Origin of the sequence: Halopseudomonas pelagia (genome assembly GCF_009497895.1) — a bacterium.
In the GTDB taxonomy this organism is placed as follows: Bacteria; Pseudomonadota; Gammaproteobacteria; order Pseudomonadales; family Pseudomonadaceae; genus Halopseudomonas; species Halopseudomonas pelagia_A.
In genome coordinates, this window is the sequence record NZ_CP033116.1 from 817,782 (window position 1) to 834,278 (window position 16,497).

General features: G+C 56.2%; 16 protein-coding genes, 2 tRNA genes and 1 rRNA gene. 10 read left to right on the plus strand and 9 right to left on the minus strand.

Annotated elements, in window-relative coordinates; translation table 11 throughout:
- Positions 1-22: 22 nt before the first annotated feature.
- The 4 genes from EAO82_RS03925 to crp form a co-directional block, all read right to left on the minus strand.
- Entirely contained in the window at positions 23-469 is a 447-nt protein-coding gene (locus tag EAO82_RS03925; RefSeq protein WP_096348494.1) for a DUF305 domain-containing protein, read from the minus strand.
- Between the two features lie 189 nt (positions 470-658).
- A complete protein-coding gene (locus tag EAO82_RS03930) occupies positions 659-1,384 on the minus strand; it encodes a 16S rRNA (uracil(1498)-N(3))-methyltransferase (protein WP_096348495.1) in 726 nt (241 codons plus the stop codon).
- Between the two features lie 4 nt (positions 1,385-1,388).
- Positions 1,389-2,741 carry an adenosylmethionine--8-amino-7-oxononanoate transaminase gene (locus EAO82_RS03935; protein ID WP_096348496.1) on the minus strand — a complete coding sequence of 451 codons (1,353 nt, stop codon included), beginning with the start codon at positions 2,739-2,741 and terminating at the stop codon, positions 1,389-1,391.
- 79 nt (positions 2,742-2,820) lie between these two features.
- Positions 2,821-3,465, minus strand: coding sequence for a cAMP-activated global transcriptional regulator CRP (gene crp, locus EAO82_RS03940; protein WP_096348497.1), 645 nt, complete (start codon positions 3,463-3,465; stop codon positions 2,821-2,823).
- A 166-nt stretch (positions 3,466-3,631) separates the two neighbouring features.
- Here crp and EAO82_RS03945 point away from each other — a divergent pair, with 166 nt between their 5' ends.
- On the plus strand, positions 3,632-4,054 hold the full coding sequence (locus EAO82_RS03945; RefSeq protein ID WP_096348498.1) for an OsmC family protein: 423 nt from the start codon (positions 3,632-3,634) through the stop codon (positions 4,052-4,054).
- 42 nt (positions 4,055-4,096) lie between these two features.
- Here EAO82_RS03945 and coq7 read toward each other — a convergent pair whose 3' ends face one another.
- Both coq7 and EAO82_RS03955 read right to left on the minus strand, forming a co-directional pair.
- Complete coding sequence (gene coq7 / locus EAO82_RS03950) at positions 4,097-4,744, minus strand: 2-polyprenyl-3-methyl-6-methoxy-1,4-benzoquinone monooxygenase (protein ID WP_096348499.1); 648 nt, start codon at positions 4,742-4,744, stop codon at positions 4,097-4,099.
- A gap of 70 nt (positions 4,745-4,814) precedes the next feature.
- On the minus strand, positions 4,815-5,153 hold the full coding sequence (locus EAO82_RS03955) for a histidine triad nucleotide-binding protein (RefSeq protein ID WP_096348500.1): 339 nt from the start codon (positions 5,151-5,153) through the stop codon (positions 4,815-4,817).
- A 138-nt stretch (positions 5,154-5,291) separates the two neighbouring features.
- Here EAO82_RS03955 and EAO82_RS03960 point away from each other — a divergent pair, with 138 nt between their 5' ends.
- Positions 5,292-6,770 (plus strand): AAA family ATPase, encoded by a 1,479-nt coding sequence (locus EAO82_RS03960; protein ID WP_096348501.1) that lies wholly within the window; start codon positions 5,292-5,294, stop codon positions 6,768-6,770.
- A 2-nt stretch (positions 6,771-6,772) separates the two neighbouring features.
- On the opposite strand, the gene hemJ is transcribed toward EAO82_RS03960, so the two are convergent.
- A complete protein-coding gene (hemJ, locus tag EAO82_RS03965; RefSeq protein WP_096348502.1) occupies positions 6,773-7,195 on the minus strand; it encodes a protoporphyrinogen oxidase HemJ in 423 nt (140 codons plus the stop codon).
- A gap of 119 nt (positions 7,196-7,314) precedes the next feature.
- Between hemJ and argC the strand changes: the two genes are divergently transcribed.
- The 4 genes from argC to erpA all read left to right on the plus strand — a co-directional run bounded on the left by argC (position 7,315) and on the right by erpA (position 9,959).
- The gene (argC, locus tag EAO82_RS03970; RefSeq protein ID WP_096348503.1) at positions 7,315-8,349 is read left to right on the plus strand and encodes an N-acetyl-gamma-glutamyl-phosphate reductase; all 1,035 of its coding nucleotides are present in this window, start codon (positions 7,315-7,317) and stop codon (positions 8,347-8,349) included.
- Complete coding sequence (locus EAO82_RS03975) at positions 8,349-9,113, plus strand: DUF6776 family protein (RefSeq protein WP_096348504.1); 765 nt, start codon at positions 8,349-8,351, stop codon at positions 9,111-9,113. Before argC ends, EAO82_RS03975 begins: the two co-directional genes overlap by 1 nt.
- Positions 9,113-9,535 (plus strand): polymer-forming cytoskeletal protein, encoded by a 423-nt coding sequence (locus EAO82_RS03980; RefSeq protein ID WP_096348505.1) that lies wholly within the window; start codon positions 9,113-9,115, stop codon positions 9,533-9,535. Before EAO82_RS03975 ends, EAO82_RS03980 begins: the two co-directional genes overlap by 1 nt.
- Positions 9,536-9,605: 70 nt before the next feature.
- Positions 9,606-9,959, plus strand: a complete 354-nt coding sequence (gene erpA, locus EAO82_RS03985; protein ID WP_096348506.1) for an iron-sulfur cluster insertion protein ErpA — start codon at positions 9,606-9,608, stop codon at positions 9,957-9,959.
- Positions 9,960-9,990: 31 nt separating this feature from the next.
- Here erpA and EAO82_RS03990 read toward each other — a convergent pair whose 3' ends face one another.
- Both EAO82_RS03990 and EAO82_RS03995 read right to left on the minus strand, forming a co-directional pair.
- Complete coding sequence (locus EAO82_RS03990; RefSeq protein ID WP_096348507.1) at positions 9,991-11,091, minus strand: anhydro-N-acetylmuramic acid kinase; 1,101 nt, start codon at positions 11,089-11,091, stop codon at positions 9,991-9,993.
- On the minus strand, positions 11,092-12,546 hold the full coding sequence (locus EAO82_RS03995; RefSeq protein ID WP_096348508.1) for an OapA family protein: 1,455 nt from the start codon (positions 12,544-12,546) through the stop codon (positions 11,092-11,094). It lies immediately after the preceding gene.
- Between the two features lie 219 nt (positions 12,547-12,765).
- Here EAO82_RS03995 and tyrS point away from each other — a divergent pair, with 219 nt between their 5' ends.
- From tyrS to EAO82_RS04015, 4 genes are all read left to right on the plus strand, one after another.
- On the plus strand, positions 12,766-13,965 hold the full coding sequence (tyrS, locus tag EAO82_RS04000; RefSeq protein ID WP_096348509.1) for a tyrosine--tRNA ligase: 1,200 nt from the start codon (positions 12,766-12,768) through the stop codon (positions 13,963-13,965).
- Positions 13,966-14,499: 534 nt separating this feature from the next.
- Positions 14,500-16,036, plus strand: a 16S ribosomal RNA gene (locus EAO82_RS04005).
- A 240-nt stretch (positions 16,037-16,276) separates the two neighbouring features.
- Positions 16,277-16,353, plus strand: a tRNA-Ile gene (locus tag EAO82_RS04010).
- Between the two features lie 29 nt (positions 16,354-16,382).
- Positions 16,383-16,458, plus strand: a tRNA-Ala gene (locus EAO82_RS04015).
- Positions 16,459-16,497 lie beyond the last annotated feature (39 nt).

Genomic DNA, 16,497 nt, shown 5'->3' on the forward strand with positions numbered 1-16,497 from the left:
TGTTATCTAAAAAGGGTGCGTACTACTCATTGGAAAGATCATTGATCAAGGCTTTCATTTCTGCAATTTCAGCTCTTTGAGCCTCAATGATTTTAGCGGCGAGCTCCTGCACGCGTGGGTCGCTGATATTCGCCCGTTCGCTCGTCAGGATGGCGATGGAGTGGTGGGGTATCATTGCTTTCATCCACGCAACGTCATCGACGGTCTCTTGGCTGCGGGCTAACCAGAGTGACAGAGCAAAAACTGCAAGACTACCAGCCAAGATGCAGATATTGACTCGTCGACTTTTATACATGCCCAGCATAAACATCAGCATGATAAAGGCCATGGCAGCGCCCATCACTATGGCCATGAACAGACGAGTTTCGCTAAAAAACACATGATCCCAACTGTAGGTGGTTAAGTACATCAGTACTAACATCACAATAGTTGATGTTCCGATCATCGCCGCGAACTTGCTGTAGTTCATGGGGGTTGCTCTCCTGACTCGATACGTATTGGGTTTTGCCCGCTACTCGCTCCCGGGGCTCGTTTCGGCTAGGTGTCTATAAGGGTACGACAGAAGGCGCAGGGTTCTGTTCCAATCGCGTTTTCTTGGCAACCACACTGAGCCTTAGGCTTGCAGCCTGCGTGACCAAAAGAACCGAAGATGTATGGGTTACAAAAAGTCGCCCCAAAGATGTTGGGCCATGGTCAACGCCACCACCGGCGCTGTTTCAGTGCGTAATACCCGCGGGCCAAAGCGGGCAGCTTGAAAGCCGCTGTTTTCCGCCAGGGCAATTTCGTCTGCACTCAAGCCGCCTTCAGGGCCAATCAGCAAGCCGAGCCGCTCAGGGCGGGCAAGACTCTTGAGGCTTTGCTCGGTACGATGATGCAGTACCAGTTTGAGGTCGCAGGTCAGGCCGCCCAGCCACGGGTTCAATGCCGCTGGTGGGTGAATCAGTGGTACGACGCTGCGGCCGCATTGTTCGCAGGCGCTCACGGCTATCTGCTGCCAATGGGCCTGGCGTTTGTCCGCCCGTTCGCCTTGCAGCTTGACCTCACAGCGTTCAGTAAACAGCGGTGTAATCTCGGTTACGCCCAACTCGACGGCCTTCTGAATCGCCCAGTCCATGCGTTCGCCGCGGGACATGGCTTGGCCCAGATGCACCCGCAATGCAGGTTCTGGCATGCCGGCAACGGCGGCGCCAAGGCGTACCCGGACCTCGCGTTTGCTGACTTCGAGTATTTCTCCAGGCCATTCCTCGCCGCTGCCATTGAACAGCTGCACCGGCGCTCCTGGAGCCAATCGCAGTACGCGGCCAACATAGTGGGCCAGATTGTCCTCAAGCAGGCAGTCGCCCTCGGCGAGGGCAGTATCCAGATAGAAACGCGATACGCGCATGCGATCAGTCCCGCGTGGCCAGTTGAATGCCTTCCCAGGCGACGCTGGCCAGGTGATCAATTTGATCCGGGGTAATGACATAAGGCGGCATGAAGTACACCACGCTACCGAGCGGACGCAGCAGGGCTTCGTTCTTCAGCGCATGTTCGTATACGCGAATGCCGCGACGCTCCTGCCACGGGTAAGGAGTGCGATTGGCTTTGTCCTGAACCATCTCTATGGCCAGGACCATACCGGTCTGGCGCACTTCGGCGACATGGGGATGGTCAGCAAAATGCGCCGTAGCCTTCTTCATGTGCGCTGCCAGAACGCGGTTTGCAGCGATCACATCGGTCTGCTCGAAAAGATCCAGGGTCGCCAGTGCCGCGGCGCAGGCCAGCGGGTTGCCGGTGTAACTGTGCGAGTGCAGGAACGCGCGCATGGTCACGTAGTCGTCGTAAAAAGCCTCGTACATCTTGTCGGTGGTCATGCACACCGCCATGGGCAGATACCCGCCAGTGAGCGCCTTGGACAGGCATAGGAAGTCAGGGCTGATGTCGGCCTGCTCACAGGCGAACAGGCTGCCGGTACGGCCGAAGCCAACGGCAATCTCGTCATGGATCAGGTGCACGTTATAGCGATCACAGGCTTCGCGAAGCAGTTTGAGATACACCGGGTGGTACATGCGCATGCCGCCGGCGCACTGGATCAACGGTTCGACGATCACCGCCGCCACTTCTTGGTGATTTTGCTCCAGCGCACGCTCCATATGCTCGAACATCAGACGGCTGTGCTCTTCCCAGGTAGCACCGGCTTCACGCTCATAACAGTCCGGCGACGGCACGGTAATCACGCTCATCAGCAGCGGCTCGTAGGTTTCCTTGTACAGCGCGACATCGCCGACGGAGAGCGTAGCCAGGGTTTCGCCGTGGTAGCTGTTGGACAGGGTGATAAAGCGCTTCTTCTCCGGCTTACCGGTATTGAGCCAGTAGTGAAAGCTCATTTTCAGTGCCACTTCGATACACGACGAGCCGTTGTCGGCGTAGAAGCAGCGGGTCAGTGGGGCAGGGGTAATATCGACCAGACGCTCGGATAGCTCAATCACCGGTTGATGACTGAATCCGGCCAGAATCACATGCTCCAGATTGTCGATCTGATCCTTGACGCGCTGATTGATGTAGGGATTGGCATGGCCAAAGATATTGACCCACCAGGAACTGACGGCGTCCAGGTAGCGATTGCCTTCAAAGTCATGCAGCCAGACACCTTCGCCGCGCTGGATCGGGATGACCGGCATATGCTCGTGATCTTTCATCTGAGTGCAGGGGTGCCAGAGCACTGACAGGTCACGCTGCATCCATTGATTGTTCAAGCCCATAATCGCCTCGCCGTGATTGAAATGATCCGGCGATTGTACCTCAGCGCTTGATGCTCTGCAGGGGTTGGCTGCAGAGCGCTTAGCGGGTGCCGAAGACGACCATGGTCTTGCCCTTGACGTCGATCAGGCCTTGCTCTTCCAGACTCTTGAGTACCCGCCCGACCATTTCCCGCGAGCAGCCGACAATCCGTCCAATTTCCTGACGGGTGACCTTGATCTGCATGCCGTCGGGATGGGTCATGGCATCGGGCTGCTTGCACAGATCCAGCAGCGTGCGGGCCACACGGCCGGTGACGTCAAGAAAGGCCAGATCGCCGACTTTGCGCGTGGTGTTGCGCAGGCGCTCGGCCATCTGCCGGCCCACGGCGTACAGCAGATCGGGCTCGGTCTGGCTCAGCTCGCGAAACTTGTTGTAGCTGACTTCTGCCACCTCACATTCGGTCTTGGCGCGCACCCAGGCGCTGCGGTCCTGCTGCGGCTTGACCTCGTCGAACAGGCCCATCTCGCCAAAGAAGTCGCCCTGATTCAGATAGGCGATGATCATTTCCCGGCCTTGCTCATCCTCGATAAGGATGGTTACAGAGCCTTTGACGATATAAAACAGACTGTCGGAGTGGTCGCCGGCGTGGATGATGGTACTGCGGGCGTTGAAGCTGCGAAGGTGGCAATGGGCTAGATAGGAGTCGAGATTTTTTATTTTGGGTGTCAGGGCAATTGAAACCATGTAGTTATCCTGTCGAGCAAGCCATAGGTGCCGGAGCACCCCTGAAAGCCTCGTCACTGAGACCAAAGACGATTATGTCCAGTTTTTCTGCCGCTGACCAGTGTGGCGCCGCGCTATAAAGCTTGTGATATTCTGCGCGCATTCAGAATGTCAGCCGGAGAGCCAGATGAAAGCACAGATCAAGTGGGTAGACGGCGCCATGTTTGTTGGCGAATCGGGTAGTGGTCATACGCTGGTCATGGATGGCCCGCCGGAAGCGGGCGGGCGCAATATGGGCGTGCGGCCGATGGAAACGGTGCTGATTGGCCTGGGCGGTTGTGCCAGCTATGACGTAGTCAGCATCCTGAAAAAGGCCCGCCAGGATATTCGCGACGTGCACACCCAGCTGGAAGCCGAGCGCGCGGAAACAGAACCCAAGGTTTTTACCCGGATCCACCTGCACTTTGTTGTCAGTGGCAAGAATCTGAAGGAAACGCAGGTCAAGCGGGCAGTCGAATTGTCAGCCGAAAAATACTGCTCGGCCTCCATCATGCTGGCGCGCGCCGGGGTGGAAATGACCCACGGTTATGAGATCGTCGAGATCGAATAAACCGCTGGTTCGTGAAAAGGCTGCCTGTGGCAGCCTTTTACATCAGATCTTGTAGGTAGCTTTGGTCATAAAACCCGAGAGTAGCGTCATGGCCGCCTTTACCGGTTCGGGAAATATCATTCCGCCGGCTTCCAATGCCTGGCTGCCGTGTTCTATTTCGTCTATGCGCATCTGTTCCAGAATCGCGCGGGATTTTATGTCCTCTTCCGGCAACTGGGTCAGGTGGTCATCCAGGTGCCGCTCCACCAGTTGTTCGGTAGCCGCGACAAACCCCAGGCTCACGCGATCACTGATCATGCCGGCCACCGCCCCCATCCCGAATGACAAACCGTAAAACAGCGGATTGAGCACGCTGGGCTGACTGTTGAGTTCCTCCAGGCGCTGTTCGCACCAGGCCAGGTGGTCAATTTCCTCAGCTGCAGCATGTTCCATCTTGGCGCGCACATCGGGCAACTTGGCGGTCAGAGCCTGGCCCTGGTAAAGCGCCTGCGCGCAGACTTCGCCAGTGTGGTTGATACGCATCAGACCGGCGATATGCTGGCGCTCCACCGCATCCATGGGCACATTGGCCAGATGCTGCGCGGGGGAGGGGCGGCTGGCCTGCGCTGCACCAGGCACCAGCGTGCGCAGAGACTGATCAGCCTGGGTCAGCAGGCGGTCGAGAAAGCTGTATTGACGCGGTGAGTTCATGACATCACTCCTGTGCTGCTTGGCAAAAGCGGCAGTATAAAGGCTGTGGCTGGCCGACTATTGCGTTGGATCAACCCGGCGGCCAGCTCATCTGGCGCTGCCCGAGCACATGCAGATGAATATGGTAAACCGTTTGTCCGCCCTGAGCGTTGCAATTGAAGACGGTGCGGAATCCTTCTTCGCAGCCTAGCTCCTTGGCGAGCCTCTGGCCGGTATAGATCATATGGCCGACCAGCGCGCGATCATCTTCGGTGATATCTGCCAGGGTCGCGATATGCGTTTTTGGGATGACCAGAAAGTGCACCGGAGCATGGGGATTGATGTCGTGGAAGGCGATAACCTGCTCGTCTTCATAGATTTTCTTTGCCGGGATTTTACCCTCAACGATCTTGCAGAACAGACAGTCCACAGGCTACTCCTCAACAGGTGCTCAAAGTGCTTCCAGTGTAACCATCTAACGCTAGAATGGCACCATCACCTTAGAGTGCGTCACCTGAGAGTGCATCACCTGGGAATGCATAAACTGGGATTGCAAAAGGAAGGGCCTGTGAAAAATGATATCCACGATCTGAATCTGCTGCTCGACAGCAAGATCAAGCTGATTGTGATCGAATCCTGGGAGGAGCGTCGGGTGCTGGAAACCATGGCCGCGCTGGCGATCAAGCGAGCGCAGACCTGGTATACCTGGAATCTACTCGACGGCTTGCGCCGACTCGGGTTTGGCGCCGATGTAGAACCGAGCGAGGACACCACTGACCCGGAGACGGCGCTAAAGCAGATTCGCCGCGCTAATGAGCAGGCACTGTATGTGTTCTGTGACTTGCACCCTTATCTTGAATCGCCCCGGCTGATCCGCCTGCTGAAGAGCTTGGCCATGGAGCCCGGGGCGTCCCCCACAGTGGTGCTGGTAAGCCACGCGATAGCCTTGCCTGCCGAACTCAGCCGGCTGGCGGCGCGGCTCAATCTGAGCATGCCGTCCGACGAGCAACTGGCGGCCATCGTGCGTGAAGAGGCCGCCAACTGGACGCAAGAGAACCAAGGGCAGAGGGTGCGCACCGATAACCGCACCCTGGAGCAGGTGGTGCGTAATCTGCGCGGGACCACGCATGCTGAAGCACGTCGTCTGGCGCGCAATCTGATTGCTGATGACGGTGCCATTACGCAGGAAGATCTGCCTGCGTTGAATAAAGCCAAGTTCGGTTTGCTGGATATGCAGGGCGTGCTGAGCTTTGAGCAGGACACCGCGCATTTTGCTGACGTTGGCGGCCTGCAACACTTTAAAGGCTGGCTGGCGAATCGGCAGGCGGCCTTTCTCCAGGCCGGCGATGTCAAGGACGCGCCAAAGGGCGTCCTGTTGGTGGGTGTGCAAGGGGCGGGCAAGAGCCTGGCTGCCAAAGCGGTGGCAGGGGTATGGGGGCTCCCGCTACTGCGGCTGGACTTCGCGGCGCTGTACAACAAGTACATTGGTGAGACGGAAAAGAATCTGCGCGAAGCGCTGCACATGGCTGATTGCATGGAGCCCTGTGTGCTCTGGATAGATGAAATTGAAAAAGGGCTGGCGCCGGACGGGTCTGATCAAGGTGTTTCGCGACGTCTGCTCGGTTCGTTACTGACCTGGATGGCAGAGCGCAAAAGTCGGGTGTTTCTGGTTGCCACCTCGAACGACGTCAGCCAGCTGCCCCCCGAGCTGATCCGCAAGGGCCGACTCGATGAGATGTTCTTTGTCGATCTGCCGAGCTCGGCCGTGCGCGAAGACATCTTCCGTATCCATCTGGTCCGTCGCGAATTACAGGTGCCGCTGTTCAACCTGTCGCAATTGGCGCAGGCCAGCGACGGTTTCTCCGGCGCAGAAATTGAACAAGCCGTTGTCTCGGCCGTGTATGCGGCTGCTGCGCGTCAGCAGGAGGTCAGCGATGCCCATGTGTTGGAGGCGCTGGCGCAGACATCGCCGCTGTCAGTGATCATGGCCGAGCGTCTACAGGCGCTACGGGATTGGGCGAAAACCCGCGCGGTGATGGCGGATTAACCTTAGAAAGGTTTGACTACCACCAGGATGACCGCTCCCAGCAGCACGAACACCGGCGCCTCATTGAACCAGCGGTAGAACACGTGCGAGCGCGTGTTGGCGTCATTGGCAAAGCGTTTTAGCAGAGTGCCGCAGACAAAATGATAGGCCACCAGTGCCGCTACCAACATCAGCTTGGCATGCAGCCAGCCATGCGAGAGCCATGCAGGTTGCAGCCAGAGCATCCAGAAGCCCAATGCCAGGGTGATTACCATTGAGGGCGTCATAATGCCGCGGTATAGCTTGCGCTCCATGATCTTGAAACGTTCGCGGCTGATACTGTCGTCACTCTGGGCGTGATAGACGAACAGTCGCGGTAGGTAGAACAGGGCGGCAAACCAGGTCACCATGGCAATGATATGGAAGGCTTTGATCCACAGGTACACGGCAAGCTCCTCTACGACGGGTGTCTGCACCCACGCAGGGGCAGTGAGTGCTGGTATTTTACGTCAGCCCTTTTATCATAGGGGCGAACAGTCATGTACAAAACGATTCAGGAAATAAAATGATCAAAATCGGCATTGTAGGCGGGACCGGATACACAGGCGTCGAGTTGCTCAGGCTGCTGGCGCAACATCCCCAGGCCCATGTCGAGGTCATAACCTCCCGATCGGAAGAAGGCCAGCGGGTTGTGGACATGTACCCTAACCTGCGCGGGCACTATGACAACCTCAAGTTCAGCGTGCCGGACGTTACTGCTCTGGGCGCCTGTGATGTGGTGTTCTTCGCTACTCCGCATGGCGTGGCCCATGCCATGGCTGGCGAGCTGCTGTCGACCAGCACTCGCATCATTGACCTGTCAGCCGACTTCCGGCTGAAGGATTCCGAGGAGTGGTCTCGCTGGTATGGGCAGCCGCACGGCGCGCCCGAATTACTGGAAACGGCTGTGTATGGCTTGCCGGAAGTCAATCGGGAGGCCATCCGTACCGCGCGCTTGATCGCCGTGCCAGGCTGCTACCCCACCGCCGCCCAGTTAGGGCTCATTCCGCTATTGGAGGCCGGGCTGGCGGATCCGTCACGCATCATTGCCGACTGCAAGTCCGGTGTTAGCGGCGCGGGCCGCGGCACCAATCTGGGTTCGTTGTTCTGCGAGTCCACCGAGAGCATGAAAGCTTATGCCGTGGCCGGCCATCGCCACCTGCCCGAGATCAGTGAGGGGTTGCGTCAGGCCGTCGGTGGTCCGGTAGGGCTGACCTTCGTACCGCACTTGACGCCGATGATCCGCGGGATCCATGCCACGCTGTACTCGACTGTGGTCGACCACTCGGTGGATTTGCAGACCTTGTTCGAGCAGCGGTATGCCGATGAGCCCTTTGTCGATGTCATGCCAGCCGGCAGTCATCCAGAAACGCGCAGTGTGCGGGGTGCCAACGTTTGCAGGATCGCAGTCCACCGGCCACAGGGCGGCGACCTGGTGGTGGTCCTGTCAGTGATCGACAATCTGGTTAAAGGCGCTTCAGGGCAGGCTGTGCAAAACATGAATATCGCGCTCGGGCTTGACGAGACTCTTGGGTTGTCCCATCCGGCGCTTATGCCCTGATGTTCAAACTGAAGCGCCGCCGGGTCTTGCGCGATCATCGCGTGGTCTTCATCCCGCGCACATCCAGGCTGGTTCAGGTGCTGAAGGTAGGGTTGATTGTCACGTTGTTGCTGGCTTCGCCGTTGAGTGCCTGGTTCGGCTGGGAGTTTGCGTTGCGCTCGCAACAGGCGGTTCTAGAGGAGAGAGATCAGTTGCTGGTGCGGCAATTGGAGCTGGCCTCCGAGCTGGATAGCGCGCGGCAAAGCCAGCAACAGATGGAGGTTGACTTGCTGGTGGCGCGCGAAGGTCTGCAGGAAGCGCGTGACGTGGTCCAAGAGTTGGAACAGCAATTGTTCCGAGTACAGCAGGATTTGGCCCAGTATCAGGGTGCTCTGGCGCCCAATGCGATGCTTCCCGGTTTGCGTATCCAGGCTTTTGAGCTGCATGCCACAGAAGCTCCGAACACTTTCCGCTATAAAGTCATGGTCAGCCGCGTCGGCGAAGAAAGCGATACGGTCCAGGCGCGGCTGGATGTGACCATTCATGGCCGCCAGGGCGGCGAGGCGGTAACCTTGACCCTGGATGATGTGACAGGGGATCTGGCTGAAGATGTGATGAGCCTGAATTTCCGCTACTTCCAGGTAGTGCCCAGCAACGGCAGTGGTGCTGAATTGGTACTGCCAGATGATTTTCAGCCAGAACGCGTGATTCTCAAGGCCGTTCGCGATGGCAAAACTCTGGTAGAACAAGCATTCGATTGGACGGTAACAGGAGCAAGGCCCTGATGTTTGGAACAGACAAGCACAAAAAAGTAGATATCGGTCAGTTTGGCGGTAAAACCACGATCATCGCTCAAGACGCTGAGTTCAAAGGGGATTTTCGCTTCACCGGCGCCCTGCAGGTAGACGGACGTGTCATTGGCAATGTGCACGCGGATCAGGGCTTGGTACGCATTAGTGAACATGGCTGTATCGAGGGTGTTATCAGAGCGCCGAGCGTACTGATCAATGGTCAGGTAACCGGGGACGTACATGCTTCTGAGCACCTTGAGCTTGATGCCAAGGCGCGCATCAGCGGCGATCTGCATTACCGTTTCATGGAAATGGTCATGGGTGCACAGATCAGCGGTAACCTGCATTACATGGATGCAGAGCTGCCGGCCCAGGTCGCGTTACCGGTAGATACCGATTTGGTATCCGAAGAATAGTTGACCAAAAGAGTCGGGAAAACGGATAATAGGCCGTTAGTGTGCTTTTGCACCCGTCGCTGGAGGATGTATGTCTACTGCTGAAATGTTTACCCCCACTCCCTTGCTGTTTACCGACAACGCCGTATCCAAGGTCCGCGCGCTGATCGATGAAGAGGGTAATGAGCGCCTGAGCCTGCGGGTGTTCGTAACCGGGGGTGGCTGTTCGGGGTTCCAGTATGGTTTTACTTTCGATGACGAGCTGGCTGAAGACGATACCGTGGTCGAGCGCGAGGGTGTGAAACTGGTGGTCGACCCGATGAGCTTTCAGTACCTCGCCGGATCTGAGGTCGATTATCTGGAAGGCTTGGAAGGTTCGCGTTTTGTCATCAATAATCCCAATGCAGCCACTACCTGTGGTTGTGGTTCTTCGTTCTCCGTCTGAAGCCATTCACTGCGCTTGCCGCTTTCTGGCTTCAGGCCGGATAAATCGCTCCGAGAATACGCTCGCCTATGGCGCCGGTCACTGCCGGCAGATTGCCTGCTAGGCGCTCGGTACAGCGCCAGGCCAGCCAGGCGAAAGCCATTGCTTCCATCCAGTCCGGATCTACGCCAAGTTCTGCGGTAGTCAGCACCTGCATGCTCGGCAAGTGGTGCGCGAGCCGCTCGATCAACAGGATGTTCCGCGCGCCGCCGCCACACAGGTATAGCGCCTGGCTGTCGCTGGCGTATTGACTCGCGGCCTGGCCTATGGAGCGCGCGCTCAGCTCTACCAGAGTCGCTTGCACATTTTCTGGTGCGGCGGGCGGGAAGTTTCCAAGCTGCTGGTGTAGCCAGTACGGATTAAAATATTCACGTCCAGTGCTTTTGGGTCCCGTGCGTTGAAAGTATCCGTCATTCAGCATTGAGTTCAGCAGTTCTGGCAGCACTTTTCCGCTGCGTGCCCAGTCCCCTGCGTGATCGTAAGCTTGGCCCAGATGCTGGTTGATCCAGTAATCCAGCAGCACATTGCCAGGGCCACTATCGAAGCCTGTCGCAGGCTGGCCGGGTCGCATGATGGTCAGGTTGGCAAAGCCGCCCACGTTGACCAGCGTTCGGGTAGTTGCCGAATCACGTAATAGCCAATCGTGAAAAGCCGGTACCAGCGGCGCGCCCTCACCACCTGCGGCAATGTCGCGACTGCGGAAATCGCTTATTACGCAGATCTTTGTCAGTTCGGCGAGCAGGGCGGGCGCGCCGATCTGCAGGCTGAAGCCCAGGTCCGGGTGGTGACGGATGGTCTGGCCATGACTGCCGATAGTCGCAATTTGATTGGGGCTTAGCTGCAGCTGTTCCAGCAGTGATGTTACCCCGCCGGCAGCCAGACGAGCCCAGGCCTGACCAGCGATACCGGCGCGATAAATTTCATTGGTGTCAGGGCTGCACAGGGCCAGGAGGTCGTTGCGCAATGAATCGGGGAAGGGTACGCAACAGGCGGCCATTAAGCGCACCTGTTGAGGAGGGGTGATCTCGGTAATAGCGATGTCGATACCATCCAGACTAGTGCCCGACATGATACCGACATGCAGGTGGGACACTTATTGCTCCAGCAGAGCCAGTTGAGTGTCTCTGTTCTGGTCCAGGCTGGCCATCATCTTGTTGCTGATCGCCATAAACGCGGTGCGCTCATTCTGCGGTACCGGGTCAGCCACAGGCAGGTCAACCCCAAGCGGATTGACGTGACGGCCATTGACCAGGAATTCATAATGCAGGTGCGGGCCCGTTGCTAGCCCGGTCATGCCGACATAGCCAATTATCTGACCTTGCGACACATTGGAGCCCTGGCGCAGATTCTTGGCGAAGCGGTTCATGTGCGCATACAGCGTTTTGTATTTCTGCCCGTGTTGCACGACGATGGTGTTGCCGTATCCGCCTTTACGTCCAAAATGGACGATGCGGCCGTCACCGGTGGCTTTGATCGGCGTGCCGGTAGAGGCAGCATAATCGACACCGTTATGAGCACGAATCTTGTTCAGAATCGGGTGACGACGGTTGGGGTTGAATTTGGAGCTGATACGCGCAAATTCGACCGGCGTGCGGATAAATGCCTTACGCAAGCTGGTGCCATCAGCACGGTAATAGCTGCTGTAGCCGCTCTTGTCTGTAAAGCGCACTGCGGTAAACGTCTTGCCGCGATTGCTAAAGCGAGCAGCGAGAATATTGTTGGTGCCCACGCGTTTATCACCCACGTGGAGCTCTTCATAAACCACTTCGAAGCGATCGCCTTGGCGAATATCACGTGCAAAGTCCACGTCATAGCCGAAGATGTTCGCCATCTCCATTGTCAGGTTGTGTGACATGCCGGCTTTTTGCGCGGCGAGAAACAGCGAGCTGGTAATCTCGCCTTGCGCGTATTGCGTTCGCACATCAGGGGTGATCAGTTCGTTATTGACCACATAATTATCGCCTTCACGGTCCAGACGCAGCGTCTCCAGATCGTTCAGCTTGGACTTGAGTGCATCCAGCTCGCCATTTGCGCCAAGTTTGAAATCCAGAACTTGGCCTGCCTTGAGGCGAGTGAAACGCTTGGCGTCCGAACTGCTATTGATCACTGAATGCAGCGTGCTGGCAGAGAGACCGACGCGCTCGAACACCACTGAAAGCGTGTCACCGCTCTCAACAGGAACGCTCATCCACTCCGAGGCAGGCTGCGCTTTAGCTACCATGGCCATGGGTAGGTCGACCGGCAGAGCTTGACGGTCGCTGCCACGGAAAGTCTGCTTGGCAGCCAGGGGTACTGGTTGCTTGTTCAATTCGTCGGCCAGCGAAAAAGTGACTGTTTCGCTGATCAGGGCGTCCAAATCTCTAGACGAGCCCGGTGACTCCAGGTGATTGGTAATGGTATCAAGATCAAGCTGCACATACGTTTTGCGAGCTTCTACATCCGAGGTCGGGATAACGAGCAGAAAGATGCTCAGCGCTGCTGCTATACCGCTAGCCGCTACAATATGGCTTTTGGGGTACAGCGGCGGTTTTGTCTTGTGAGAAGGCATAAGCGCTCTTGTGGTCGAGTCTGAATAAAGTGTAATAACTTGCTAAATTATAACTGAAAGTCCCTCGTTGCAACCCTTCAGTGCCACCGCCCGTCAGTTTTCCAGCGCGCGGTGTGTTGCTATTCTGACGCAAGGCCGTCTGCCAAAGTTGTAATTGGTCAGCAATGTTGTATGTTTGGTTCCCTTTTTTGCCCATCAAAATACAGGATCTACTGATTTATGAAGCCGGTTGACGAGCAGTTGGCGCTGATCAAGCGCGGCGCGGACGAAATTCTGGTTGAAAATGAGCTGCGTATCAAGCTTGAGCGTGGTTTGCCGCTACGTATCAAGGCAGGTTTTGATCCAACTGCGCCAGATTTGCATCTTGGGCATACCGTCCTGATCAACAAGCTGCGTCAGTTTCAGGAGCTGGGCCACCAGGTACTTTTTCTTATCGGCGACTTCACTGGCATGATCGGCGACCCTTCCGGCAAGAACGTTACGCGTTTGCCGCTGACCCGGGAACAGGTTCTCGATAATGCCGAGACCTATAAAGAGCAGGTGTTCAAGATTTTGGACCCGGCACTGACTGAGGTCATGTTCAATTCCACCTGGATGGACAAGATGACCTCGGCCGACATGATTCAATTGGCCGGCAAATACACCGTCGCGCGCATGCTCGAGCGGGATGACTTCGACAAGCGTTATAAAGGTGGGCAGTCCATCGCCATCCACGAATTCCTTTACCCGCTGGTGCAGGGTTATGACTCGGTAGCCATGCAGGCAGATGTGGAGCTTGGCGGTACTGATCAAAAATTCAATCTGCTGATGGGTCGTGAGCTTCAACGTCAGTATGGTCAGGAGCCGCAGGTCATTCTGACCATGCCGTTGCTCGAAGGGCTGGATGGCGTTAAGAAGATGTCCAAGTCGCTGGGTAACTATGTCGGCATTAATGACGCCCCGGGGGAGATGTACAACAAGATCGTGTCCATGCCGGACAGTTTGATGTGGCGCTACTTCGAACTGCTCAGCTTTCGTAGCATGGAAGAGATCAGCGGTTTGCGCTCCGAGGTGGATGCCGGTGCGAACCCGCGCGATATCAAGATCAAGCTCGCTGAAGAGCTGGTCGAGCGGTTTCACGGTGCGGAGGCGGCGGCCAATGCCCACCGTTCAGCGGGTAATCGTCTGAAGGAAGGTGAGCTGCCGGACGATATCCCCGAGATTCAGCTGGAGGCTACGGAGCCCATGCCGGTGTCTGCTGTGTTGAACCGGGCGGGAATGGCAAAGAATGCGGCTGCAGCGCGCGATCTGCTTTCCGCCGGCTCGGTGCGGGTGGATGGAGAGGCTGTTGATCGTGACTTTGTCTTCCAGTTGGGTACTGAGTACGTCTGTCAGGCGGGCAAGAAGAAGTTTGCACGCATTACGCTAAAAAGCGCTTGACGGTTTTCTCATAGCCCCTATAATGCGCGTCTGCCCAAACGGGGTGCTTTGCATAAAGCGCTTTACAATCAATAAGTTAGCGATAATTTAGCGGTTGACAAGGCAGGCGAGTAGCGTAGAATGCGCCGCTCACTGGGAAGGTCGGCAGGATCACTTTTCCAGGTGCTGAGTTAAGTCAGCGAAGTTTTACGGAAGCGGTTGACAGGGGTTTTGGCTCCTGTAGAATGCGCCTCCCGGTCACGAGAAAGAGGTTGTTCTCGGGGCCAGACAAGCAAGGATGTGATGAACAAGATTCTCACAAAAATGCTTGACAGATTAGAAGGTTAGCGTAAGATACGCGGCCTTGGTTAAGCGGAAACGCGAACCGAAACGCTCTTTAACAATGTGAATCAAGTAATTCGTGTGGGTGCTTGCCTTATGGGATTGATGATCCGAAAGATTATCAGCCTAAGCAAGTTACTCTGTGAATTCACTGAGTTTTTTGTAATAAAGCTGAGCCAAGTTTAGGGTTTTCACAAAACCCAATCAGTCTTAAAACTGAAGAGTTTGATCATGGCTCAGATTGAACGCTGGCGGCAGGCCTAACACATGCAAGTCGAGCGGTAGAGAGAAGCTTGCTTCTCTTGAGAGCGGCGGACGGGTGAGTAATACCTGGGAATCTGCCTGATAGTGGGGGATAACGTTCGGAAACGGACGCTAATACCGCATACGTCCTACGGGAGAAAGCAGGGGATCTTCGGACCTTGCGCTATCAGATGAGCCCAGGTCGGATTAGCTTGTTGGTGAGGTAACGGCTCACCAAGGCGACGATCCGTAACTGGTCTGAGAGGATGATCAGTCACACTGGAACTGAGACACGGTCCAGACTCCTACGGGAGGCAGCAGTGGGGAATATTGGACAATGGGCGCAAGCCTGATCCAGCCATGCCGCGTGTGTGAAGAAGGTCTTCGGATTGTAAAGCACTTTAAGTTGGGAGGAAGGGTTGTAGTTTAATACGCTGCAATCTTGACGTTACCGACAGAATAAGCACCGGCTAACTCTGTGCCAGCAGCCGCGGTAATACAGAGGGTGCAAGCGTTAATCGGAATTACTGGGCGTAAAGCGCGCGTAGGTGGCTAAGTAAGATGGGTGTGAAATCCCCGGGCTCAACCTGGGAACTGCATCCATAACTGCTTGGCTAGAGTACGGTAGAGGGTAGTGGAATTTCCTGTGTAGCGGTGAAATGCGTAGATATAGGAAGGAACACCAGTGGCGAAGGCGACTACCTGGACTGATACTGACACTGAGGTGCGAAAGCGTGGGGAGCAAACAGGATTAGATACCCTGGTAGTCCACGCCGTAAACGATGTCAACTAGCCGTTGGGAACCTTGAGTTCTTAGTGGCGCAGCTAACGCACTAAGTTGACCGCCTGGGGAGTACGGTCGCAAGATTAAAACTCAAATGAATTGACGGGGGCCCGCACAAGCGGTGGAGCATGTGGTTTAATTCGAAGCAACGCGAAGAACCTTACCTGGCCTTGACATGCTGAGAACTTTCCAGAGATGGATTGGTGCCTTCGGGAACTCAGACACAGGTGCTGCATGGCTGTCGTCAGCTCGTGTCGTGAGATGTTGGGTTAAGTCCCGTAACGAGCGCAACCCTTGTCCTTAGTTACCAGCACGTTATGGTGGGCACTCTAAGGAGACTGCCGGTGACAAACCGGAGGAAGGTGGGGATGACGTCAAGTCATCATGGCCCTTACGGCCAGGGCTACACACGTGCTACAATGGGGGGTACAAAGGGTTGCCAAGCCGCGAGGTGGAGCTAATCCCATAAAACCTCTCGTAGTCCGGATCGGAGTCTGCAACTCGACTCCGTGAAGTCGGAATCGCTAGTAATCGTGGATCAGAACGCCACGGTGAATACGTTCCCGGGCCTTGTACACACCGCCCGTCACACCATGGGAGTGGGTTGCACCAGAAGTAGCTAGTCTAACCTTCGGGAGGACGGTTACCACGGTGTGATTCATGACTGGGGTGAAGTCGTAACAAGGTAGCCGTAGGGGAACCTGCGGCTGGATCACCTCCTTAATCGATAGATCACAGACCATTCGGTCAAGCACTCACACGAATTACTTGATTCATTAAGAAAGCGATAGGGTCTTTAGCTCTCAAGCTACAGTTCACCCGTAGCAGCTAAGTCTAGGCTTATCTGTTTCGAGCGTCCCCGGGCAATTGAGTTTGACGCGGTTGGTTAGAGCGCACCCCCTTGTTGTATGAGGAGTAGGGTGAGGTCAATGACCGGACGAGTTGAATGATGCCGAGATAATTGGGTCTGTAGCTCAGTTGGTTAGAGCGCACCCCTGATAAGGGTGAGGTCGGCAGTTCGAATCTGCCCAGACCCACCAATTGTCGAGGTGTGGAAGGTCTTGAAAAAGGGGCCATAGCTCAGCTGGGAGAGCGCCTGCCTTGCACGCAGGAGGTCAGCGGTTCGATCCCGCTTGGCTCCACCAAGACGCAGTAGGTCAGAGACGACCGAGATACCGATCGCT